Here is a 22,031-nt window from a genome sequence, read left to right on the forward strand (position 1 = left end):
GGCGAGGTCAGGAGACGTTGACCGTCACGGTGTGCCACCCCGTCGCCCCGTCGGGTGCCGGCGGCGCCTGCTTCTGCGTCTGGGTGTAGCCGGAGGCATCCGTGGCCCTCACCTCGATGCGATGGTCTCCGCCCGAGGCCTCCCACTCGTAGACCCACTGCCGCCACGTGTCGGCTGAGGCCGAGTCGGCGAGCTTCGCCTTCTGCCACGCGCCGTCGTCGATGCGCACCTCGACGCCGTCGATTCCGGTGTGCGGGGCCCAGGCGACGCCGGCGACGGCGACGGTTCCCGGCTTGACCGTGCTTCCTCCGCGCGGGGTGTCGATGCGCGACTCGGTCTTGATCGGGCCCTTCTCCGACCAGCCCTTGTCGCTCCAGTAGCCGAAGTCGTCGGCGAAGGTGGTGACCTTGAGCTCGGTGACCCACTTGGTGGCCGAGACGTAACCGTAGAGGCCAGGAACGACCATGCGCACCGGGAAGCCGTGGTCGATGGGCAGGGGCTCGCCGTTCATGCCGACGGCGAGCAGGGCCTCGGTTCCGGCATCCTGCAGCACATCGAGAGGGGTGCCGGCGGTCCAGCCGTCGGCGCTGCGCGAGAGCACCATGTCGGCGCCGGCCGTGGGCTTGGCGCGGGCCAGCAGCTCACGGATGGGGTAGCCCAGCCAGAGCGCGTTGCCGATCAGGCCGCCGCCGACCTCGTTCGAGACGCAGCTGAGCGTGGCGACGTGCTCCGTCAAGGGCAGGGCGAGCAACTCGTCCCAACTGATCTCGACCTCGTTCTCGACCATGCCGATGATGCGCAGCTTCCAGGTGGTCGGGTCGACGGCGGGCACCTGGAGTGCGGTGTCGATGCGGTAGAACTCGGCGTTCGGCGTGACGTAACTGCTCAGGTCTGGGATGCCGAGCTCGGCTCCGGTGGGAACGGGCGGGGCGGGGGTCGCCGCGGCCGGCAGGGTGAGGGCCGTGCGCACCGAGGAGACCGCGGCCGAGCCCGCGTTCGCCATCCGCGCCCCGAAACCGACGATGGCGGCACCGACGGCTGCCACCGACGCGTAGACGACGAAGGATCGGCGGTCGAGTGCTGCCGTGCCGGAGACCGCGGCGGACACCGGACGCGTACGGTCGCGCCAACGGTGCAGGCGTGCAGTCAGGGCGCGCAGCACCACGACGCCGCCGATCATGCCGATCACCGTCGACAGCGCCAGGATGCCGCTGGCGTCGGGCCTGGTGACGACGGCCAGCGCGGCGACGCCGGAGACGGCGATGAGGATGACCATGCCCCACGGCGGACGGCGATACTCCAGGATGCCGGCGATGCCGGCGAGTACGAGGACGAGAAGCGTGAGCGTGATGAGGAGCACGGCCTTGTCGGCGGTGCCGAAGAGGTCGATGATCAGCGTCTTGAACCACCCGGGCACGAGGTCGATGACCCAGGCGCCGACAGCGAAGATCGGGCTGCTGCCTGCTCCGACGAAGACGGCCACGAGTTCGGCGATGCCGAGGGTGACACCGGCGGCGATGACGCCGACGAGGGCGGAGAGCCAGAAGGTGCCGCGAGCTGACGTGCCGGGCCGTCCGTGTTGGCCGGGCATCGTCGTTCCGGGCGCTTGCCGGTCGTTCCCGGCGCCGGGCGCGCTGGAACCAGTCACAGGAGCACCGGGTGTCGACACGCCTCAAGCGTATGACCGTGGCGACGTGCAGTGGCGATTTCGGGCGGCTGCTCAGTGAGTCGTCAGGTGATCGTCGCCTGCGGGCCGATGGCTGCGGCGTCGGGGGCGCCGGCAGCGACGCCCTTCAACTCGACGAAGATCGTGTGCGTCGGCGTCTCCCCGACGTTCCGACCCGCGTGCCGCTGGGCGGGCAGCCAGGTCGCGATCCCGGCGGGGAGCGCGACCTCGCGTTCGGCGTCGCCCGACTGGAGCAGTCGGTGGAAGGCGGTGAGCGTGATCATCACGCTGTTCGGATGCTCGTGCGGGCTCGTCTCATCACCGGGGGCGTCGAGGTAGTCGAGGACGCGCACGAACTCGTTCTCGAACAGGAGGCTGTAGCGGTCGGGATTCGTCACGAGGGGGTCTTCGCTGACCATGGCGCGAGCCTACGCCTGCCCACGCTCGCCGGCATCCGCTCGTCCGCATCCGCTCGCCCTGAATCGTCCCGAATGCCATGACCGCCCCTGCCTAGACTGGAAGGGATGGCGAACACACCCGGGGGAGGCTCATGCGCCCGCTGACCGATGACGAGATCCGCGCGTCACTGGTGAATGCCTCGGTCGACGAGGTGGAGACGTTGAGTCTTCCGATCGACTACCTGCTCATCGAGTGGGAGCACATCGACTTCCTTGGCTGGCGTGACCCGAAGGCGCCGCGCCGCGGCTACATCGTGGTGGAGCAGCACGGCGAGCCCGTCGGGGTCGTGCTGCGGGCATCCGAGTCGACGATGTCGCACCACCGCCCCGCCTACTGCAATCTGTGCCACACCCTGCAGCCGGCCGACCAGGTGTCGATGTTCACGGCTCGACGGGCCGGAGAGGCCGGGGAGCGCGGCGATTCCGTCGGAACGTACATCTGCGCCGACCTGTCCTGCACCGAGAACGTGCGGCTCGGGGCGCCCCTGACGCCGCACGAGGTGGTGCCGGCAGGTCACCCGGAGGCGCGCATCTCGGGGCTGGTCGAGCGCACGAACGGGTTCATCGGGCGAGTGCTGGCGTAACCCGGCCACTCCTGCGCGGTCGCCCTCGGGCACGTCGAGCGCACTCATCACTGTTGTCGGCGCATGCGTTGTCTCACTGTTGTCGGCGCATGCGTTGTCGGAGTGCGTCGGATTGTCGTACTCGGGATTGTCGTGCTGGTCGCCAGATGGGTGGTCCGAGTTCGGGTGGGGGCATGATCTGGGGGCTGCCGTCGATCATGCGCACCTTCCACCCGCCGCGGGTGTCGATGGTGCGGTGGTGGAACCAGCACAGGAGTACCCCGTTGTTCACATGCGTGCGGTGCTCGATAGCCCAGGGCACCACGTGGTGGGCTTCGGTCTCGACGGCGGGCCGGCCGCAGATGACGCAGCCGCCGTCGCGGGCGTCCAGCGCCCGGCGTTGGGCGCGGTTGAAGCATCGTTCGGTCGTGCCGAGGGCGAGGATCTTCCCGTTCGCGGCCAGATCGACGGGTTGGATGCCGTTCGCGCAGCACAGTTGTTGCACGGCGATCATCGGGATGGGGATGTCGAGGCCGTCGACGTGTCCGACGCCGTGCCCGGAGGCGTGGTCGTCGGCATGCACGGTGACGACCATCGTCGGGGCTGCCCCGCCCAGGGTGGGGAGTTCTCCGGATCGGGCGGCAATGTTGAACACCGTCGCCAACGCGTCATGTTGGCGTTGGCTGCGGGTGCGGGGGTCTGTCAGTTGCATCGGGTCCAGGCCCGCCTGCTCCGCTTGCTCGAGTTGTTCCTCGAGGACGGCACGGTCGTCGTCACTGAGGAACTTCAGTGATTGGCGGGGGTTCGTCACGGCCGTGAATACCGCTTGCACGGCACCGGCGACCTCGGGGAGGGCGAGACCGCCGAAGGGGATCATGCCGTTGCGGGCGGGCTTGAACCAGAACCCGCGCGAGGCGAAGCCCTTCTCGGTCGGTTCGGCCCCGTCGGGGTTCAGGTACGCCGCCCACGTCGTCGCGTGGATCTCGGTGACAGACGGCGGCACCGGCGGTTCGGCCACAGCACCCGGCTCGACGGGTTCCCCGATGGCCGCACACACCAGTTCATGCTCAGCGGGCACGAACCTGGAGCACGTGTCCGTCGGGGCACCCACCTTCGCCTGACCGAGGATGCGGGTGATGGTGCGCGCCGAATCGAGACCCAACCGGCCACAGGCCAGGCCCGCCCTGACGGCGTCGAACTCCGCCGGCACCACCTCACCGGAGAGCGTGGTGTCCTGCCGGGTCTGCGCGCCCAGGCGCAACCGTGCGCGGGCGGTGGGCAGACCCACCCGGGTGACGTGCTCCAGCAGTTCCGGTGCTGTGGGGAATCCCATCTGCTTCGCCAACGACTCCGACCCCAGGATCGGACGCGACCGGTGGCCGACCTCCCCCGCCGCCAACACCCGCACCGCGTCGATGGCCCGGCCGGAGTCTTCGGACACGGCGGCGACGAGCAGCAGATCCTCCTCCGACACAGCATCCAGCACCCCGGCCGCGGCGACCTCGGCGAGCAGGGCACGGTTCGCCGCCACGGCCTCCAGCATCCGTCGCCTGAGTGATTCCATACCCTCACGCTACGGACACCCACCGACACTCGAACCCCTGAATACACCGATTGATCAGGAAATTCTCATCCACAGTCTGGGGAAACCGGAGCAGAGGAGACACCCTGTGGAGGAGGGCCGAAAAGGAGCGCGCAACATGGGTGATTTCGGTACGCGTCCCACTTCGGCGGCCCACAGAGCACGCGGCCTACGCCGAGTCGCGCCAGACGATCGGGGTCTCGAGGATGATGCCGCCGGCCGGTTGCTCCTCGCCCCGCAACTGCGAGAGCACGCTCTCGGCGACGGCGCGCCCGAGGCCCTCGGCTGGCTGGTGCACGGTCGAGAGCGCCGGATGCGCGCGCACGGCCCAGGCGCTGTCGTCGAAGCCCACGACGCCCACGTCGCGGGGAACGCTGCGGCCGGCTTCGCGGAGCGCATCGAGCACGCCGGCGGCGACGGCATCCGACGCCGCGAACACGCCATCGATGTCGGGCTCGCGCTCCAGCAGAGCGTGCATGCCCGCCCGCCCGGCGGCGTAGGAGTACAGCGGAACGCTCTCCACGAGGGCCGGATCGAAGCTGTCGCCCAGGGCATCGGTGAAGCCGGCGAGGCGGTCGGCGCCGGAGTCGCGGTCGAGTGCCGCGGCGATCATGCCAACGCGGGTGCGGCCGGTGGCGAGGAGGCGTTCGGTGATGCTGCGCGCCGAACCCCGATTGTCGATGCCGACGAACGGGGCCTTCGCGAGGTCGGGGGGATGGCCGACGAAGGCCGAGGGGATCTCGAGGCGTTCGACGACGCGGGTGATCGGGTCGTTCTTGCGGGCGGAGACGATGATGACGCCGTCGACGAAGCCGCCGCTGAGGTAGCGCGCGACGCGGTCGGTGTCGCGCTCGGAGTCCACGATGAGGCAGGCCATCTGGTAGTCGGCATCCGAGAGGGCGGTGTTGGCGCCGAGCAGGATCTCGCCGATGTTCGGGTCTTCCAGGAACAGCGAGTGCGGTTCATGCACGATGAAGCCGATGGCCTGGGTGCGCTGCATCACCAGGTTGCGGGCGGCGTTGTTCGGAACGTAGCCGACCTTGACGATGGCCGCCTCGATGGCCACCCGGGCCTCGTCCGAGACGTATCTCTCGCCATTGACCACCCGGCTCACGGTGCCGCGCGAGACCCCGGCCTCGACGGCGACGTCATGCACTGTTGCGCGCTTGCGACGGACGGGCGGGTTGGACACGAGACCACTGTATTGGCTGCTGCAGTCGCGGCCGGTGTTGACATCCGTTGAATCGTCTGGTTAGTCTGTGCACGTTCACAGAAAATCCCCCCAGTCTTCTTCGGGTCGAATCTGTGCACGTTCACAGAACGCTAGCAATGACGCTGAAAGGGAGTCGATGTCGCGAGCAGCGCACGAGAAGCCACGGGTAGCCGCCCGGGCCTTCGCTCACGACGGGATCGCATTCGGATGCGACTACAACCCCGAGCAGTGGGACCCTGCCATCTGGACCGAAGACGTCGAGCTGATGCGCGCTGCTGGCGTCGACCTCGTGGCCATCAACATCTTCGGCTGGTCGCAGATCAACCCCGGTCTGGGCCTCTTCGACTTCAGCGCCCTCGACACCGTGATCGGGCTGCTGCATGCCGGCGGCATCCGGATCAATCTCGGCACGGCCACCTCATCGCCGCCCCCGTGGCTCACCACCCTGCACCCCGAGATCCTTCCGGTGGCGGATGACGGAACCACCCGCTTCCCGGGCGGTCGTCAGGCCTGGTGCCCGAGCTCGCCGGTGTTCCGTCGCTATGCCCTCGCCCTGGTCGAGCAGGTGGCGCAGCGCTACGGGTCGCATCCGGCGGTCGAACTCTGGCACGTTTCCAATGAGCTGGGCTGCCACAACGCGCTCTGCTACTGCGCCGAGAGCACGACGGCGTTCCGCCGCTGGCTCGAGAACCGCTACGGCACCATCGAGGAACTCAACCGGGCGTGGGGTACCAGCTTCTGGAGCCAGCGTTACAGCGACTTCGCCGAGATCCTGCCGCCGCTGCAGACGCTCTCCAGCCGCAACCCCGGCCAGATGCTCGACTTCCACAGGTTCAGCTCCGACGAACTGCTCGACTACTACCGCTCCGAGGCAGCCGTCATCAGGCGCCACAGCGAGGTCGCCATCACCACGAACTTCATGGTGACCAGCCACATCCGCAATCTCGACTACTGGAGCTGGGCTCCCGAGGTCGACATCGTCGCCAACGACCACTACCTCGACCACCGCCTCGAGGAGCCGACGGCCGAACTCGCCTTCGCCGCCGACTTCACGCGCGGCCTGGCCGGCGGTGAGTCATGGCTGCTCATGGAGACGGCCACGAGCGCCGTGAACTGGCAGCCGCACAACATCGCCAAGACGCCGGGGGAGCTCACCCGCAACGCGCTCGCCCACGTCGCACGCGGCGCCGACGGCATCTGCTTCTTCCAGTGGCGGGCCTCGGCGCAGGGATCGGAGAAGTTCCACTCCGCCCTCGTGCCGCACGCCGGAACCGACTCCGCCGTCTGGCGCGAGGTCGTCGAACTCGGGGGAGTCATCGACCGGCTGGGCGATGTCGCCGGCAGCCGGGTCGTCGCCGAGACCGCCGTGGTCTTCAGCTGGGACGCCTGGTGGGCCGGCGACGGCGAGAACCGGCCGAGCCATTCCGTCGCCTACCTCGATCAGGTGCACGCCGCCTACAACGCCCTCCACGACCTCGGCATCACCGTCGACATCGTTCCGCCCGACGCCGACCTCAGTGCCTACAAGCTCGTCGTACTGCCGGGTCTGCACCTGGTGACGGATGCCGATGCCGCCGGCATCGAGGCCTACGTCGCCGGCGGCGGCACTGTGCTCATCACCTTCTACAGCGGAATCGTCGACGAGGACGACAGGGTGCGCCTCGGCGGCTACCCCGGCGCCTTCCGCGATCTGCTCGGCATCCGAGTCGAGGAGTTCGCTCCGCTGCTCCCCGGCCAACAGGTCGGACTCACGTCGGGTGCCAGCGCGCGACTGTGGACCGAGAGACTGGAGGTCACGTCGGCCGAGGTGCTCGACGCCTTCGCCGATGGTCCGGCTGCCGGCATCCCCGCCGTCACCCGCAACAGCCACGGAGCAGGCTCAGCCTGGTACGTGGCCACCATGCTCGAGGCCGGAGCCTTCAAGGCCCTGCTCGGCGACATCGCCGGCTCGGCCGGCGTCGCTAGCCACGGCGGCGGCGAGGACATCGACGTCGTGCGCCGGGTCGGCGCGCACGGCAGCCACCTCTTCGTCATCAACCACACCGCTGACGACGTCGAGTTCGAGGCGACGGGCGACGAGATCGTGACGGGCGCAGCCGTCACCGGAACCCTGCGGGTGCCCGGCGGCAGCGTGCGCATCGTGCGCGAGAGCACCACCATCCAGGAGGGCACAGTATGACCACCTCGACCATCGCGGCACCGCGCCGACGGCGCCTGGTGCAGCACAAGAGGGCCATAGCCTTCTTCGTCCTGCCGTTCGGCGTGCTGTTCACGCTGTTCTACCTCATCCCCATCGGCTACGCGATCTACCAGTCGATGCTCGTGGTGGAGCGCGACGGCACCTTCGGCGAGGCGCACGAGGTGTTCGGCTGGTTCCAGCAGTACGTGCTGGTCTTCCAGAACGGCCCGTTCTGGAGGTCGGTTGCCCGAGTGCTGCTGTTCGGGGTCGTGCAGGTGCCGGTCATGCTCGGGCTCGCGCTGCTGTTCGCCCTGCTGCTGGACTCGCCGCTCGTGCGCGGCAAGAAGTTCTTCAGGCTCGCGTTCTTCGTGCCCTACGCCGTGCCCGGCGTCATCGCGGCCATCATGTGGGGCTTCCTGTTCTCGCCCAACCTGTCGCCGTTCACCGCTGTCACGAAGAACATCGACTTCCTCGGTGCCGACCTGGTGCTCTGGTCGATCGCGAACGTCGTCACGTGGGTGTTCGTCGGCTACAACATGCTCATCATCTACTCGTCGCTGCTGGCCATCCCCACCGAGATCTACGAGGCGGCCAGGCTCGACGGTGCGGGCCAGGCCCGGATCGCCTGGTCGATCAAGATCCCGCTGGTGCGTCCGGCGATAGTGCTCACGGCCATCTTCTCGATCATCGGAACGCTCCAGCTGCTCGCCGAGCCCCAGGTGTTCAGGTCGTTCAGCTCGGCCGTCACGAACACCTTCACCCCCAACATGACCGTCTACGCCACGGCATCCGTGCCCAATGCCTCACTGGCCGCAGCCTTCTCGGTGGTGCTGGCGCTGGCCACCTTCATCCTGTCGTTCACGTTCCTCAAGCTCACCCAGCGGAAGGCAGCCGAATGAGTTCCACGACGCTCGACCGCAAGACGCCGACGACGAAGCCGTTCAAGCCGTCGAAGGAGTCGGGGCCGTCGGCCTCGGCCGGCTCGCTCAAGGAGAGCCTGCTCTCGCGCAGCGGCGCGATGCTCATCATGGGCATCTTCACGCTGTACTTCCTCATCCCGATCTGGTGGCTGTTCGTCGCGTCGACCAAGAGCCAGGGGCAGCTGCTCACCACGAATGGGCTCTGGTTCGCGGACTTCAACCTGTTCCAGAACATCGGCGATTTGTTCGCCTACCGCGACGGGGTCTTCCTCCGGTGGATGGGCAACAGCGTGCTCTACGCCGGTCTCGGCGGCCTGGTCGCAACGATCATCGCCGGCATGTGCGGCTATGCGCTCGCGAAGTACAGGTTCCCGGGCCGCGAGGTGATCTTCAACGTGGTGCTCGGCGGAGTACTCGTGCCGGCGACGGCCCTGGCCCTCCCGCTGTTCCTGCTGTTCAGCCAGGCACAGCTCACGAACACCTTCTGGGCCGTCTTCCTCCCCAGCATCGTGAGTCCGTTCGGGGTGTACCTCACGCGCATCTTCGCCGCGCAGTCGGTTCCCGACGAACTCATCGAGGCCAGCCGCATCGACGGCGCGGGCGAGATCCGCACCTTCTTCACGGTGTCGGTACGGTTGATGGCTCCGGCCCTGGTGACGGTGTTCCTGTTCCAGTTCGTGGCCATCTGGAACAACTTCTTCCTGCCGCTCATCATGCTGCGCAGCGAGGAGCTGTTCCCCGTCACCTTCGGCCTCTACGCCTGGAACACCCAACTCAACCAGGTTCCGGAGCTGCGGCCGTTCGTGCTCATCGGCGCCCTGCTCTCGATCATCCCCCTGATCGTCACGTTCCTCCTGCTCCAGCGATTCTGGCGCTCCGGCCTCGGAACCGGATCGCTGAAGTAGGACCCCTTCGCTCGGCGACTTCACTGTCGCCCGGGCGGATGCCCCACCGAGTAGTACCCCCATCAATCACCCATCACCAGATAGAGGATCAGCATGCAGCACATGAAGAGAGCGGTCGGCGTAGTCCTGCTCGCAACGCTCGCACTGGCCGGTTGCTCGGCGACGGGCGGAGGCGACGGCACCGCAGCCGACGCCGACGCCTGCAAGCCGTCGACGGGCAAGGTCGATCTCGAGTTCACTTCGTGGATTCCCGGCATCGAGGATGCCGTGGCCCTGTGGAACTCCGAGAACCCCGACATCCAGGTCAAGGTTCAGACCGGGCCCAACGGCAACTCCGGCACGTACCAGAACTTCTTCAACCAGCTCAAGGCGGGCAACGCGCCCGACCTCGGCCAGATCGAGTACGACGCGCTGCCGAACTTCCGCGTGCAGGACGGCCTCGAGGACATCGGCGTCTGCTCCGAGGTCGCCGCGGCGAAGGACTCCTTCGTGCCGTGGACCTGGGGCCAGGTCACCCTCGGCACCGAGAACAGCGTCTACGGGGTTCCGCAGGACTCCGGTCCCATGGCCCTGTTCTACAGGTCCGACCTGTTCGAGGCGAACAACATCTCCGTGCCGACCACCTGGGCCGAGTACAAGGATGCCGCCAAGAAGGTGCGCGCCGCCGGCGGGTACATCACCAACTTCTCGCAGAGCGACATCAACCAGTTCGCCGGATTCGTCTGGCAGGCCGACGGCCAGTGGTTCCAGAACGACGGCGACGAGTGGACCGTCGACCTGACCAGTGACGCCTCCAAGCAGGTCGCCGACTACTGGCAGGACCTCATCGACGAGGACCTCGTCTCCACGGTTCCGGCCTGGACCGACGAGTGGAACAACGCCTACAACTCGGGCAACGTCTGGAGCTGGAACTCCGCGGTCTGGGGCGCCAACTCCATCGCGAGCGGTGCTCCCGACACAGCGGGCAAGTGGTCGGTCGCTCCGGCTCCGCAGTGGAACGCGGGCGAGGAGAAGGCCGGAAACTGGGGTGGGTCATCCGTCGCGGTCTTCAAGGGAACCGACCACCTCTACGAGGCGTCGAAGTTCGCACTGTGGCTGAACACCTCCGACGAGTCGCTCACGCTGCTCAACAAGTCGGCGAACATCTACCCCGCCACGACCGAGGGCCTCAAGCTCCCGTCGCTGCAGGAGGGTGTCGAGTTCTACGGCGGGCAGAAGATCTACGACGTCTTCGCGGATGCCGCGACCCAGGTGAACCCCGACTTCGTGTGGGGCCCCACCATGACGCAGACCTACGCCGACGTCTCCGACGGTTTCAAGGCCGCCGTGACCGGTGACGGTACCCTGTTCGATGCGCTCACCGATGGTCAGAAGTCGACCATCGACGCGATGAAGGCCCAGTCGATTCCGGTCAAGGGATAGTCATTTGATCCACCACCTCCGTGCCGCGGGCGTCAGTCTCCTCCTCGACTCCCGCGGCACGGGCGTGCCCGGCATCGTGCACTGGGGCCGCGACCTCGGCCCCCTCGCCGATGCCGACCTCGTCGCTCTCGCCGACGCGCTGGTTCCCGCCGTGTCCCCATCGTCGATCGACGTGCCGATCCGGTTGAGCCTGCTGCCCTCGTTCCGCGAGGGCTGGAGCGGGCGCCCGGCGCTGTCGGTGTTCCGCGACGCTCCGATCGACCTCGCTCTCGAGCTCGCCGGGGTGGAGATCGGCGCCGGATCGGGTGCCGTCGGAGCGTCGAACGTCGTCATCAGGCTCACGGATGCCGCCGCCGGCGTCACGGTCGACACCGAGGTGGAGCTCAGCGCCGAGGGCGTGCTGCGCCTGCGCCACACAGTCACGAACACCGGCGACTCGGCGCTCGGGTTGGCGGCGGCATCCGTCGTCGTCCCCGTGCCCGACCGTGCGGCGGAGGTGCTCGACTTCTCGGGTCTGTGGACCCACGAGCGGCGCCCGCAGCGCCAGATCCTCGGGCAGGGGGTGTGGTCGCGCGAGTCGCGTCACGGCAGGCCCGGTCACGACAACGCCTACCTGCTCGCCGCCGGAACCCCCGGCTTCGGCTTCCGTCACGGCGAGGTCTGGGCGGCGCACCTGGCCTGGAGCGGCGACGGCGTGGTCTGGGCCGAACGCTCGCCGCTCGGCCCCGGCACCATCGGCGTCGGCGAGTTGCTTGCAGCAGGCGAACTCTCGATCGCACCCGGAGGGCAGTACCGCTCCCCGTGGACCGTGCTGGTGTACTCGGACTCCGGCCTCGACGGCGTCTCGGACCGGCTGCATCCGTGGGTGCGGTCGTGGTCGACGATCGCCTCCCCGCGACCCGTCATCCTCAACACGTGGGAGGCCGTCTACTTCGATCACTCCCTCGAGCGCCTGACGCCGTTGGTCGACGCCGCGGCCGAGGTCGGCGTCGAGCGTTTCGTTCTCGACGACGGCTGGTTCACCGGCCGCAGCGACGACCGGCGGGCGTTGGGCGACTGGTTCGTCGATCCGGCCGCGTGGCCCGACGGGCTGCATCCGCTCATCGACAGGGTGACGGCGGCGGGCATGGACTTCGGCCTGTGGGTGGAACCCGAGATGGTCAACCGCGACTCCGATGTCGCCCGCGCGCACCCCGACTGGATTCTGGGGGCGACGGATGCCGTCACCTGGCGCTGGCAGAACGTGCTCGACCTCGCGAACCCCGACGCCTTCTCCTACGTGTTCGAGAGGCTCGACGCGCTTCTCACCGAGTACCCGATCGCGTACCTCAAGTGGGACCACAACCGCGACCTGCTCGGCGGCTCGGCCCACCGGCAGACGACGGCGCTGTACCGCCTGATCGACGCCGTGCGAGCGGCGCACCCCCGAGTCGAGATCGAGTCGTGCGCCTCGGGCGGAGGCCGGGTCGATCTCGGCATCCTGCAGCGCACCGATCGCGTGTGGGTGAGCGACACGAACGACCCGCTCGAGCGGCAGTCGATCCAGCGATACACCGCGCTGGTGGTGCCGCCCGAGTACCTCGGCGGACACCTCGGCATCGCCCGCGCCCACACCACCGGGCGCACGGCGACGCTGTCGTTCCGACTCGCGACTGCCCTGTTCGGGCACGCCGGCATCGAGTGGAACATCGCCGAGGCGACAGCGGCCGAACTGGCCGGTGTCGCCGAGTGGATCGCGCTCTACAAGCGCGAACGCGGCCTGCTGCACGGCGGACGTGTCGTGCGACCGGATGCGAGCGACGTCGCCCTCGTGTGCCACGGCGTCGTCGCGGTCGACGGCTCCCGCGCGCTGTTCAGCTACGCGGCACTGGCGGCCCCGTCGGCGGCCATCCCGGCTCCGCAGCGCTTCCCGGGCCTCGACCCGACGCGGCGCTACAGGGTGCGACCCCTCGAGCTCGGTGCCGACGTCTTCGCGCTGCAGGATGCCGCACCGGCCTGGTGGACCGCCGGCGAGGTCGTGCTGACCGGCGCCGTTCTGGGCGAGGTCGGGCTGCCGATGCCGCTGATCGCACCGGAGAACGCCGTGCTCGTCGAGTTCCACGCCGTGGACACTCCCGCTCACTAGGATCGGTCTCGAGCGGCCCGTCGCGGGCCCGTCAGCGCAGCAGTGACCGAGAGGGTGCCACCGTGAGCCAGCAGAAGTCGACCGAGCCGGCAGCCGTTCCGCGAGCGGCATCCGTCCCCACCCCGGCCACCTCGACGGCGGCGAACGTCGAGTCGCGCGCGCTGCTGTTCGCCATCGGCGGCTTCGTGGCCGCGGGCGTCATCGGGCTCATCCTGTTCGGCGGAAGCGACGTGCCCCTCGGCGGTGGCGACTCCCTCGGAACCGTCACGGCGGTTGTCAGCGCCGTGATCGGGCTGGTGGTCTTCATCGCCGGTTACGTGCTCTCGTACGCCGAGCCGTCGCGGGCCTGGCTGCGCACAGTGCCGCTCGGTCGGCAGATCCTCGACATCGGCGGCCTGGCGTTCGCCCACGCCGCCCTGTGCTTCCTCGCCTACGGATCGCTGTTCAGGCTCGTGCAGGACGCCTTCATCGGCGCGGTCGTCTACCCGTTCCCGGCCGCGATCCTGCTCGGCGCGGCCTGTGCGGCCAGCAGCTACTTCGTCTACCTCTCCGCCGTGCACATGACGACCTCCGGGGTGGCATCTACGATGGCGATCTTCCTCGTGCTCGGGCTGCTCACCAGCATGCTGACTGCAGCGGACCCGAACTGGTGGACCATGAACATCAGCGCTCTGGGCATGAACGACGACCTCTCGAGCTACGTGTTCAACTTCACCCTCGTAATAGCGGGAATCGTGCTGACCACCATGGCCAACTACATGACCGCCGAGCTCGAGAGCGGGCCGCTCACCCGCAACGACGCCTCGACGAGTGATGCCACGGCGCTGTCCCGTGCCCGGTACGTCAAGTGGTCGCTCGTGCTCATCGGCGTCTTCCTCGCGTGCGTGGGCATCTTCCACGTCGACGACTTCTTCTGGATCCACAACAGCGTGGCAACCGGCATGGCCGTGGTCTTCGCCCTGCTCGTGTTCCGACTGCCGAGCGTGGTACCCGGCCTGCCCCGCGCGTTCTTCGTGGTCGGCTTCATCTTCATCGCCGTCATCGCCACCGTCGCCGTGTTCTTCGCCACCGGCTACTACAACCTGACGGCTGTCGAGATCGTCGCCTTCGCGCTCATCTTCACCTGGCTGATCGTGCTCATCCGCATGGTCTCCGCCGCAGCGACGGATGCCGCGACGGATGCGGCAGCGGATGCCGCGGCGGATGCGGCCGCACCTCAGCCGGTGGCCGAGTAGGTCGCGCCTCGAACAGCGGACCCCGGCGCTGCCTCTGCCAGAGGGAGGGCGGGGAACCTACAGCTGCACAGGCTCCAACACGGCGCGCTTCGCCGCGCGGCCGTCGCCCGATGAGCGTCCGGTGAGGCGTCGGCCGATCCACGGCAGCACGAACTCGCGGTAGTACGCGGCGGTGTTGCGCGACTTCGGTCCGGCCGGGGCCGCGGCGACCTCCTCCACACCCCACTCGGTCGGGACGGGAACGCCCAGCCCGGTGAGAACGTTGCTCGCGACGCGGGCGTGGCCGAGGGCGTTCAGGTGCAGGCGGTCGGCGGACCAGTAGCGGATGTCGCGCAGTCCGACATCCGAGAAGTTGTCGACGAAGGTCACGCCGGGCAACTCGGCCAGGTCGTGCAGGGCCGTCGTCAGGTCGCGGCCGCGACGGTCGAAGGCCGAGCCGAGCGGCAGATGGTCGAGCGGGTTGGCACCGGACAGCATGAGCGCGTGGATGCCCTCACTCCGGATGCGCTCGATGGCGCCGCGGAAGCGCCCGGCTATGCGCTCGACATCCATGCGCGGCCGCAGGATGTCGTTGCCGCCGCCGTTGAAGCTGATGACCTCCGGACGCAGGTCGATGGCCGGCTGCAGCTGTTCATCGATGATCGGAACGAGCTTGCGGCCGCGGATGGCGAGGTTGGCGTACGTGATGGTGCTGCCCGGGGCTGATGCCGCAGCGTGCTGGGCGAGCCCGACCGCGACGAAGTCGGCCCAGCCGCGCACCGTGCCGTCGGGCTGCTCGTCACCGACGCCCTCGGTGAAACTGTCTCCGATGGCCACGTAACTGCTGAACACGCACACTCCCCGATCTCGTGCCGGCTCGGCCGGGCACCCGTCGAGCCTAGACCTGTCTCGTTCGCTGAGGCTTCCCGCTCTGTGGCTCTGCCAGCGGGGTGCCGCGAACGCAGCGTCGGTAGACTGGCCGGGTGCCTGTGAACCCCGAGCTGCTGGGACGCACGTTCCCGCCCGCGCCCCCCTACCTCGTCGGACGTGAGAAGGTGCGCGAGTTCTCGCGTGCGGTCTTCGCCACCAATCCGATCAACCTCGACGTCGATGCCGCCCGCGCCGCCGGTCACACCGACCTCGTCGCGCCGCCGACGTTCGCCATCGTCGTGCAGGAGATCACCCTCGCCCAGCTGCTGGCCGAGGCCGACTCGGGCATCGACTTCACCCGCGTCGTGCACGGCGACCAGCGCTTCACGACGACGCGCGCCATCGTCGCCGGTGACGAGCTCACGGCGCAGCTCGCAGTCACCAGCGTCAAGACGCTCGGCGGCCACTCGATGGTCACCGCCGAGTCCACCATCACCGATGCAGCCGGCGAGCACGTCGTCACCGCCATCTCCACCCTGGTCGTGCGAGGAGACGAGTGATGCCCGAGCTGACCGACCTGACCGTCGGCGACATCGTCGCCGAGCGCTCCGTCACCCTCACACGCGACTCCCTCGTGCGCTACGCCGGTGCATCCGGAGACTTCAACCCCATCCACTACCGCGACGACGTCGCGGCATCCGTGGGCCTGCCCGGCGTCCTCGCCCACGGCATGCTCACCATGGGCCTCGCCGTGCAGCCCGTCGTCGACTGGGCCGGCGACCCCGCCCGCGTCGTCGACTACCAGGTGCGCTTCACGCGTCCCGTGCTCGTCGACCCGCAGGACGGCGCCGTCGTGAGAATCGTCGCCAAGGTCGGCGCACTCGACGTCGAGGCATCGGTCGCCCGCATCGACCTGGCCGTGAGCTTCGACGACGCGACCGTGCTGGGCAAGGCCCAGGTGCGGGTGCGGCTCTAGCCCATGCCGGAGTCCTCGATCGTCGCCCTGCGCGAGCTCACCACCATGCGCGTCGGTGGGCTGCCTGAACGGATGCTCACCGTCACGACCCAGCGCGACCTGGTCGATGCCGTGCTCGCGGTCTGGGCCGACGGCGGCGACTGGCTGCTCCTCGGCGGCGGCTCGAACACCGTGGCGAGCGACGAGCCGTTCGATGGCACGGTCATCCGCATCGCGACCCAGGGCATCGAGGTGCTGCCGGAGTCCTCCGGTCCGGGGCTCGTGCGGCTGCGGGTGCAGGCCGGCGAACCCTGGGACGACCTCGTGGCCTACACGGTGCGGCACGGATGGTCGGGCATCGAGGCGCTCAGTGGCATCCCCGGACTGGCCGGGGCCGCACCGATCCAGAACATCGGCGCCTACGGCCAGGAGGTCTCCAGCGCGCTGACCGCCATCGAGTTCCTCGACTACGACAGTGGTGAGGTGGAGCGCGTCGCGGCGGCCGACCTCGAGCTGGGCTACCGCACCTCGGTGATCAAGCAGGGCCGGCAGGGCGTCGTCGTCTCGATCGAACTCGAGCTCCACGACACCGCGCACGAGCGCGACGTTCTCGGGGAGGAGCTCGGCCAGCCGATCGCCTATGCGCAGCTGGCCAGCACGCTCGGCGTGCAGCCAGGAGACAGGGTCTCGATCTCCCAGGTGCGGGCCGCTGTGCTCGCCCTGCGGGCATCGAAGGGCATGGTGCTGAACGCCGAGGACAACGACACCTGGAGCGCCGGCTCGTTCTTCACGAATCCGATCGTGCGCGAGAGCTTCGCCAGGACCCTGCCGGCCGACGCCCCGCGCTGGCCGATGGCCGCCGATGCGCCCGACGTCGTCGAGCCGCTGGACCGACCGGCCCTCGACCCGTGGGAGGCCGCCCAGCAGGCTCTCTCCGCACCGTCACCGTCGGCCGAGCCGGCCCCGCGCCTGGTCAAGCTCTCTGCGGCGTGGCTCATCGAGCACTCCGGCATCCGCCGCGGTTTCGCCCTGCCGGGAACCCAGGCCGCCATCTCGGGCAAGCACACCCTCGCCATCACCAACCGGGGCGAGGCAACGGGCGAGGAGATCGCCCAGCTCGCGCGCTACGTGCAGCAGCGGGTGCAGGCCGAGTTCGGCATCATCCTGCAGCCCGAGCCCGTGATCGTGGGGCTGGAGATCTAGGGCCACCCCGCTCGCTTCCCATTCGCTTCCCGCTCGCCTCCGGGCGCTGGTCGATCAGCGGAGGTGCGGAACGGACTACTCGATCAGCGAGAGGCGATCAGCGGGAGGCGACCAGCGCCGCCCACAGCTCGGCGCGTGCCGGGAAGGTCGAGAGGTCGCGGCCGAGCACCCGCTCGGCTGCGGCGATGCGGTTGCGCACGGTGTGCCGGTGCACGCCGAGAGCCTGGGCCGCCGCGTCGAACTGCGCGTCGTTCTCCAGCCAGCTACGCAGCGTCGCGATGAGCGCGGTGCCGTTCTCGGCGTCGTGGAGCGCCAGCGGTGCGAGGGTGGCGCGGGCGATCTCGGCGGCATCCGTCGCTCCGAGCGAGGCGAGAACGCCCCCGGCCGCGACGGTCTCGAAGTCGACGACGGCCCCACCCGATCCCTCGGCGACGGATGCCGCCCCCAGCGCGCCCTGTGCCTGGGCCCGGGCCCGTGGCAGCTCGGCGAGGGCGGCAGGCGCCGACAGCCCGACTCGAGCATCGAAGGTCGCCGCGAGCCGGCGCAGCAGCGGGAGCGCGGCCGGAGTCGCGATGACCAAAAGCTCGCCGTCGACTGCACCGAAGAACGCGGAGGAGGCGTTGCGTCGCGCCTCGATCTCGAGCACCTCCTCGAGGGCGCCGCGGCGGTCGGGATCGACGGCGATGACAGCGACCCTCACCTCGCCGGCCGGCATCCCGCCCCACAGCTCGGTGCCGGCGATGCTCGCCAGCTCGACCTCGCCGCCGAGCAGCAGCCGGAGCAGCCCCGTGCGCAGCCGCGACCGTGACGCGTCGAGCTCGTGGTTCTGCTCGAGGGCGAGACTCGCGAGTCCGACGACCGAAGCCACGACTTCGCGCGCCGACTGGTCGAGCGACGTGCCGCCGCCCACGGCGAGAACGCCGCGCAACCGGCCACGTCGGCCGAGGGTGTGCAGGGTGAGGGTGTCATCGCCGGCTGCAGAGGTAGCACTCGCGCGCGTGCCTCGGGCGAGCAGGAGCGTCGCGTCCTGACGCACACCGCGCAGCGCCGTCGGGTCGATCGCGTCTGCCGGGAACACCCTGTCGACGGCTCCAGTCGCGTCGAAGAGGGCGACGCCCTGCCCGAGGCTGCGAGCGAGTTCCGCGAGGGCAGCACGCAGCCCATCGGGGCGGAGCGCCGCGAGCGAGATGGCGCGCTGCGCATCCAGCGCCCACGAGTGCCTGGCGTAAGCATCCTCGGCGATGAGGTCCGCGGTAGCCCGGGCTATGGCGATGAAGGGCACACGGTAGGGCACCTCGAAGAGGGGAAGGCCGTAGCGTCGACAGGCCTCGACGAGGGAGACCGGGGTTCCGTCGCGCACCACCTCGGTGCCGAAGCCGAGGCCCACGACACCGCGGTCGACCAGCCGGGCGACGTAGGCGTCGGCATCCGTCGGACTGTCGCCGAACTGGGTCCCCGTGGTGAGCAGCACCTGGTCGTCGACGAGGAAGGGCGTCGGGTCGGACAGGTCGGTGCTGTGCGCCCACTGCACCCCGCGGTCGAGCGCCCCCGACGGCAGCGTATCGACGTCGCTCAGCAGGGTGAGGGCGAGCTCGGGCCTGCGCAGCAGCGTCGCGAGAGTGGGGAGCACGGCCGCCTCCGAGCGATAGACGTGGTGGACAATAGGGAGCTTCACAGTGTACGCCGCGGCCATCGGCCTCCATGACGTTCGGGTCTAGCATCGCCACATCGCACGTCACCCTCGCAGCATCTGGAGACCGCTCATGACCCTCGTCGAATCCGCGCCAACGTCCGCCGTCACCGGCGGCCCGAGCCTGCCGCAGGAACGCCGCCTCGTCACAGCCATCCCGGGGCCGAAGTCGATCGAGCTGATGAGCCGCAAGACCGAGGCCGTCGCCGCCGGAGTCGGCGCCACCATCCCGATCTTCACCGCTGCTGCCGGCGGGGGAGTCGTCGTCGACGTCGACGGCAACTCGCTCATCGACCTCGGCAGCGGCATCGCCGTCACCGGCGTCGGCAACTCCAACCCGCGCGTCGTGGCGGCCGTCGCCGAGCAGCTCGAGCGCTTCACGCACACCTGCTTCACCGTGGCCCCCTACGACTCCTACGTCGAGGTCGCGGAGGCGCTCAACCGACTCACGCCCGGAGACTTCGCCAAGCGCAGCGCCCTGTTCAACTCCGGTGCCGAGGCCGTGGAGAACGCGGTGAAGATCGCCCGCCACTACACGCGGAAGCAGGCCGTGGTGGCCTTCGACCACGCCTACCACGGGCGCACCAACCTCACGATGGGCCTCACCGCCAAGAACCAGCCGTACAAGAACGGCTTCGGCCCCTTCGCGCCCGAGATCTACCGCGCACCGCTGTCGTACCCGTTCCGCGACGGCGGCCTCGACGGCGTCGAAGCCGCGGAGCGCGCCATCCTGCAGATCGAGAAGCAGATCGGCGTCGAGAACCTCGCCGCGCTCATCATCGAGCCCATCCAGGGCGAGGGCGGCTTCATCGTTCCCGCCGACGGCTTCCTGCCCACCCTGCTCGCCTGGACCCGCGCCAATGGCGTGGTGTTCATCGCCGACGAAGTGCAGACCGGCTTCGGTCGCACGGGCCAGTGGTTCGCCAGCGACGCCGAGGGGATCGTCCCCGACATCATCGTGACGGCCAAGGGCATCGCCGGCGGACTTCCGCTGTCGGCCGTCACCGGTCGCGCCGAGATCATGGACGCCGCCCAGGTCGGCGGCCTCGGCGGAACCTACGCCGGCAGCCCGCTCGCCTGCGCAGCGGCCCTCGCCACCATCGACGCCTACGAGAACGACGGGCTCATCGAGCGCGCGGCCGCCATCGGCGAGGTGCTGCTCGGTCGCCTCGGCGAGCTCGCGGCATCCGACCCCCGCATCGGAGACGTGCGCGGTCGCGGTGCCATGGTCGCCATCGAGCTGGTCGACCCGGCGACGGGAGCTCCGGATGCCGCCCTCACCGGCCGCGTCGCCGGCGCTGCGCACAAGGCCGGCGTCATCGTGCTCACCTGTGGCACCTACGGCAACGTCATCAGGTTCCTGCCACCACTCACGATCGGCGACGACCTGCTGCTCGAGGGCCTCGGCGTCATCGCCGACGCGCTCGCAGCCGACGCCGGGGCGGTCGCAGCATGAGCGCCCTCGTGACGGCATCGCGTGAGGCCGAGCTGCTCGCATCCGTTCCCCACCAGCTCTTCATCGGCGGCGAGTGGACGGATGCCGCCGGCAGCGCGACGCTCGACGTGCGCGACCCGGCCACCGGCGCCGTCATCGCGACCATCTCCGACGCCTCGGTGGAGGACGGCACCCGCGCCCTCGACGCGGCTGTCGCAGCCCAGGCCGACTGGGCGGCCACGGCACCGCGCGTGCGCGGCGAGATCCTGCGGAAGGCCTTCGACCTGCTGCAGGAGCGCAAGGAGGACTTCGCCCTCCTCATGACTCTCGAGATGGGCAAGCCCCTCGCCGAGGCGCGCGGAGAGGTCGCCTACGGTGGCGAGTTCCTGCGCTGGTTCAGCGAGGAGGCCGTGCGCATCAGCGGTCGCTACGGGCTCAACCCCGAGGGCACGGGCCACATGCTGGTGTCCCAGCAGCCCGTCGGGCCCTGCTTCCTCATCACGCCGTGGAACTTCCCGCTGGCCATGGCGACGCGCAAGATCGCTCCGGCGCTCGCCGCCGGGTGCACCGTGGTCGTGAAGCCGGCAGAACTCACGCCGCTCACGACCCTGGCGTTCGTCGCGCTGCTGGTCGAGGCCGGCCTGCCCGCCGGAGTCGTCAACGTGATCACCACGTCGACGTCGTCGGCCGTCTCGGCTCCGATCATCGCCGACCCGCGCCTGCGCAAGCTGTCGTTCACGGGTTCGACCGGCGTCGGCCGCAAGCTCATCGAGCAGGCTGCCACGGGCATCCTCCGCACCTCGATGGAGCTCGGCGGCAACGCCCCGTTCGTCGTCTTCGAGGACGCCGACCTCGACAAGGCCGTCGACGGCGCGATGCTGGCGAAGTTCCGCAACATCGGCCAGGCCTGCACGGCCGCCAACCGCTTCATCGTGCACGAGGCCGTGGCTGCGGAGTTCGCCGCCAAGGTCGCCGAGCGCGTGAAGGCCATGGCGGTCGGTCGTGGCACCGAGGACGGCGTGACCATCGGCCCGCTCATCAACGACGCAGCGGTCTCGACTTCGCTGGAACTGGTGACGGATGCAGTCTCTCGCGGCGCATCCGTTCTCACCGGCGGCAGTGCCGTCGACGGCGAGGGCAGCTTCTTCGAGCCCACGGTGCTGGCCGACGTCCCCGCCGACAGCCGCATGCTCCGTGAGGAGATCTTCGGCCCGGTGCTGGGCATCACGACGTTCAGCGACGAGGATGAAGCTGTGCGCCTCGCGAACGGAACGGAGTACGGCCTGGTGTCGTACGTCTTCACGGAGAGCCTGGCGCGCGGACACCGCATGATCGAGCGCCTCGAGACCGGGATGATGGGCCTCAACGTGGGCGTCGTCTCCAACGCGGCCGCGCCGTTCGGCGGGGTCAAGCAGTCGGGCATCGGCCGCGAGGGCGGGCTCGAGGGCATCCACGAGTACCTCTCGACGAAGTACACGCTCATCCCCGTCTCCTAGCCGTCGCTGGTCGAGTAGGCCGCGAGCGAAGCGAGCAGCCGTATCGAGACCACATCGACAGACCCGCACATCCCCAGTTGATCTCGATACGTGTCCGGCTTCGCCGGGCACTACTCGATCAGCGAAACGAAGGAA

General features: G+C 69.3%; 18 protein-coding genes. 12 read left to right on the forward strand and 6 right to left on the reverse strand.

From position 1 onward, the window contains the following. Positions 1 to 7: 7 nt before the first annotated feature. Both ASF30_RS17245 and ASF30_RS17250 read right to left on the reverse strand, forming a co-directional pair. Positions 8 to 1,591, reverse strand: coding sequence for a molybdopterin-dependent oxidoreductase (locus tag ASF30_RS17245; RefSeq protein WP_055909522.1), 1,584 nt, complete (start codon positions 1,589 to 1,591; stop codon positions 8 to 10). 140 nt (positions 1,592 to 1,731) lie between these two features. Further along, positions 1,732 to 2,085 carry a hypothetical protein gene (locus tag ASF30_RS17250; RefSeq protein WP_055909525.1) on the reverse strand — a complete coding sequence of 118 codons (354 nt, stop codon included), beginning with the start codon at positions 2,083 to 2,085 and terminating at the stop codon, positions 1,732 to 1,734. A gap of 131 nt (positions 2,086 to 2,216) precedes the next feature. Here ASF30_RS17250 and ASF30_RS17255 point away from each other — a divergent pair, with 131 nt between their 5' ends. Next, the gene (locus ASF30_RS17255; protein WP_055909527.1) at positions 2,217 to 2,708 is read left to right on the forward strand and encodes an FBP domain-containing protein; all 492 of its coding nucleotides are present in this window, start codon (positions 2,217 to 2,219) and stop codon (positions 2,706 to 2,708) included. Between the two features lie 73 nt (positions 2,709 to 2,781). Here the strand turns inward: ASF30_RS17255 and ASF30_RS17260 are convergent, their stop codons facing one another. Both ASF30_RS17260 and ASF30_RS17265 read right to left on the reverse strand, forming a co-directional pair. Continuing rightward, entirely contained in the window at positions 2,782 to 4,251 is a 1,470-nt protein-coding gene (locus ASF30_RS17260) for an HNH endonuclease signature motif containing protein (RefSeq protein ID WP_082468004.1), read from the reverse strand. Positions 4,252 to 4,438: 187 nt separating this feature from the next. Beyond that, entirely contained in the window at positions 4,439 to 5,461 is a 1,023-nt protein-coding gene (locus ASF30_RS17265) for a LacI family DNA-binding transcriptional regulator (protein ID WP_055909533.1), read from the reverse strand. Positions 5,462 to 5,618: 157 nt separating this feature from the next. Here ASF30_RS17265 and ASF30_RS17270 point away from each other — a divergent pair, with 157 nt between their 5' ends. From ASF30_RS17270 to ASF30_RS17295, 6 genes are all read left to right on the forward strand, one after another. Beyond that, the gene (locus ASF30_RS17270) at positions 5,619 to 7,661 is read left to right on the forward strand and encodes a beta-galactosidase (RefSeq protein ID WP_055909536.1); all 2,043 of its coding nucleotides are present in this window, start codon (positions 5,619 to 5,621) and stop codon (positions 7,659 to 7,661) included. Further along, positions 7,658 to 8,560 (forward strand): carbohydrate ABC transporter permease, encoded by a 903-nt coding sequence (locus ASF30_RS17275; RefSeq protein ID WP_055909539.1) that lies wholly within the window; start codon positions 7,658 to 7,660, stop codon positions 8,558 to 8,560. The genes ASF30_RS17270 and ASF30_RS17275 overlap by 4 nt, the downstream gene beginning before the upstream one ends. Continuing rightward, positions 8,557 to 9,486 (forward strand): carbohydrate ABC transporter permease, encoded by a 930-nt coding sequence (locus ASF30_RS17280; protein ID WP_082468006.1) that lies wholly within the window; start codon positions 8,557 to 8,559, stop codon positions 9,484 to 9,486. The genes ASF30_RS17275 and ASF30_RS17280 overlap by 4 nt, the downstream gene beginning before the upstream one ends. Positions 9,487 to 9,579: 93 nt before the next feature. After that, a complete protein-coding gene (locus tag ASF30_RS17285; RefSeq protein WP_055909542.1) occupies positions 9,580 to 10,908 on the forward strand; it encodes an ABC transporter substrate-binding protein in 1,329 nt (442 codons plus the stop codon). A 4-nt stretch (positions 10,909 to 10,912) separates the two neighbouring features. Next, positions 10,913 to 13,033 carry an alpha-galactosidase gene (locus ASF30_RS17290; protein ID WP_055909544.1) on the forward strand — a complete coding sequence of 707 codons (2,121 nt, stop codon included), beginning with the start codon at positions 10,913 to 10,915 and terminating at the stop codon, positions 13,031 to 13,033. 62 nt (positions 13,034 to 13,095) lie between these two features. Then, complete coding sequence (locus tag ASF30_RS17295; protein ID WP_055909547.1) at positions 13,096 to 14,268, forward strand: hypothetical protein; 1,173 nt, start codon at positions 13,096 to 13,098, stop codon at positions 14,266 to 14,268. Positions 14,269 to 14,325: 57 nt separating this feature from the next. On the opposite strand, the gene ASF30_RS17300 is transcribed toward ASF30_RS17295, so the two are convergent. Continuing rightward, entirely contained in the window at positions 14,326 to 15,099 is a 774-nt protein-coding gene (locus ASF30_RS17300; RefSeq protein WP_235480376.1) for an SGNH/GDSL hydrolase family protein, read from the reverse strand. 131 nt (positions 15,100 to 15,230) lie between these two features. Here ASF30_RS17300 and ASF30_RS17305 point away from each other — a divergent pair, with 131 nt between their 5' ends. From ASF30_RS17305 to ASF30_RS17315, 3 genes are read left to right on the forward strand one after another with little or no spacing between them, the layout of a single operon-like run. Continuing rightward, the gene (locus ASF30_RS17305; RefSeq protein ID WP_200918474.1) at positions 15,231 to 15,677 is read left to right on the forward strand and encodes an FAS1-like dehydratase domain-containing protein; all 447 of its coding nucleotides are present in this window, start codon (positions 15,231 to 15,233) and stop codon (positions 15,675 to 15,677) included. Next, on the forward strand, positions 15,677 to 16,093 hold the full coding sequence (locus tag ASF30_RS17310) for a MaoC family dehydratase (protein ID WP_055909564.1): 417 nt from the start codon (positions 15,677 to 15,679) through the stop codon (positions 16,091 to 16,093). The genes ASF30_RS17305 and ASF30_RS17310 overlap by 1 nt, the downstream gene beginning before the upstream one ends. 3 nt (positions 16,094 to 16,096) lie before the next feature. Then, positions 16,097 to 17,275, forward strand: a complete 1,179-nt coding sequence (locus tag ASF30_RS17315; RefSeq protein ID WP_055909567.1) for a UDP-N-acetylmuramate dehydrogenase — start codon at positions 16,097 to 16,099, stop codon at positions 17,273 to 17,275. A gap of 97 nt (positions 17,276 to 17,372) precedes the next feature. On the opposite strand, the gene ASF30_RS17320 is transcribed toward ASF30_RS17315, so the two are convergent. Continuing rightward, positions 17,373 to 18,968, reverse strand: coding sequence for a PucR family transcriptional regulator (locus ASF30_RS17320; protein WP_055909572.1), 1,596 nt, complete (start codon positions 18,966 to 18,968; stop codon positions 17,373 to 17,375). A gap of 70 nt (positions 18,969 to 19,038) precedes the next feature. On the opposite strand from ASF30_RS17320, the gene gabT reads away from it, so the two are divergent. After that, positions 19,039 to 20,421, forward strand: a complete 1,383-nt coding sequence (gene gabT, locus ASF30_RS17325; RefSeq protein ID WP_055909575.1) for a 4-aminobutyrate--2-oxoglutarate transaminase — start codon at positions 19,039 to 19,041, stop codon at positions 20,419 to 20,421. Continuing rightward, complete coding sequence (locus ASF30_RS17330; protein WP_055909579.1) at positions 20,418 to 21,896, forward strand: NAD-dependent succinate-semialdehyde dehydrogenase; 1,479 nt, start codon at positions 20,418 to 20,420, stop codon at positions 21,894 to 21,896. Before gabT ends, ASF30_RS17330 begins: the two co-directional genes overlap by 4 nt. Positions 21,897 to 22,031: the final 135 nt, after the last annotated feature.

Origin of the sequence: Leifsonia sp. Leaf264 (assembly GCF_001422325.1) — a bacterium.
In the GTDB taxonomy this organism is placed as follows: domain Bacteria; phylum Actinomycetota; class Actinomycetes; order Actinomycetales; family Microbacteriaceae; genus Orlajensenia.

Excerpts from the sequence above, each read along its gene's own strand:
- ASF30_RS17250 (WP_055909525.1), bottom strand. The coding sequence starts at position 2,085 with ATGGTCAGCGAAGACCCCCTCGTGACGAATCCCGACCGCTACAGCCTC.
- ASF30_RS17260 (WP_082468004.1), bottom strand. The coding sequence starts at position 4,251 with ATGGAATCACTCAGGCGACGGATGCTGGAGGCCGTGGCGGCGAACCGT.
- ASF30_RS17275 (WP_055909539.1), top strand. The coding sequence starts at position 7,658 with ATGACCACCTCGACCATCGCGGCACCGCGCCGACGGCGCCTGGTGCAG.
- ASF30_RS17245 (WP_055909522.1), bottom strand. The coding sequence starts at position 1,591 with ATGCCCGGCCAACACGGACGGCCCGGCACGTCAGCTCGCGGCACCTTC.
- ASF30_RS17280 (WP_082468006.1), top strand. The coding sequence starts at position 8,557 with ATGAGTTCCACGACGCTCGACCGCAAGACGCCGACGACGAAGCCGTTC.
- ASF30_RS17285 (WP_055909542.1), top strand. The coding sequence starts at position 9,580 with ATGCAGCACATGAAGAGAGCGGTCGGCGTAGTCCTGCTCGCAACGCTC.
- ASF30_RS17320 (WP_055909572.1), bottom strand. The coding sequence starts at position 18,968 with ATGGCCGCGGCGTACACTGTGAAGCTCCCTATTGTCCACCACGTCTAT.
- ASF30_RS17330 (WP_055909579.1), top strand. The coding sequence starts at position 20,418 with ATGAGCGCCCTCGTGACGGCATCGCGTGAGGCCGAGCTGCTCGCATCC.
- ASF30_RS17270 (WP_055909536.1), top strand. The coding sequence starts at position 5,619 with ATGTCGCGAGCAGCGCACGAGAAGCCACGGGTAGCCGCCCGGGCCTTC.
- gabT (WP_055909575.1), top strand. The coding sequence starts at position 19,039 with ATGACCCTCGTCGAATCCGCGCCAACGTCCGCCGTCACCGGCGGCCCG.
- ASF30_RS17310 (WP_055909564.1), top strand. The coding sequence starts at position 15,677 with ATGCCCGAGCTGACCGACCTGACCGTCGGCGACATCGTCGCCGAGCGC.
- ASF30_RS17315 (WP_055909567.1), top strand. The coding sequence starts at position 16,097 with ATGCCGGAGTCCTCGATCGTCGCCCTGCGCGAGCTCACCACCATGCGC.
- ASF30_RS17255 (WP_055909527.1), top strand. The coding sequence starts at position 2,217 with ATGCGCCCGCTGACCGATGACGAGATCCGCGCGTCACTGGTGAATGCC.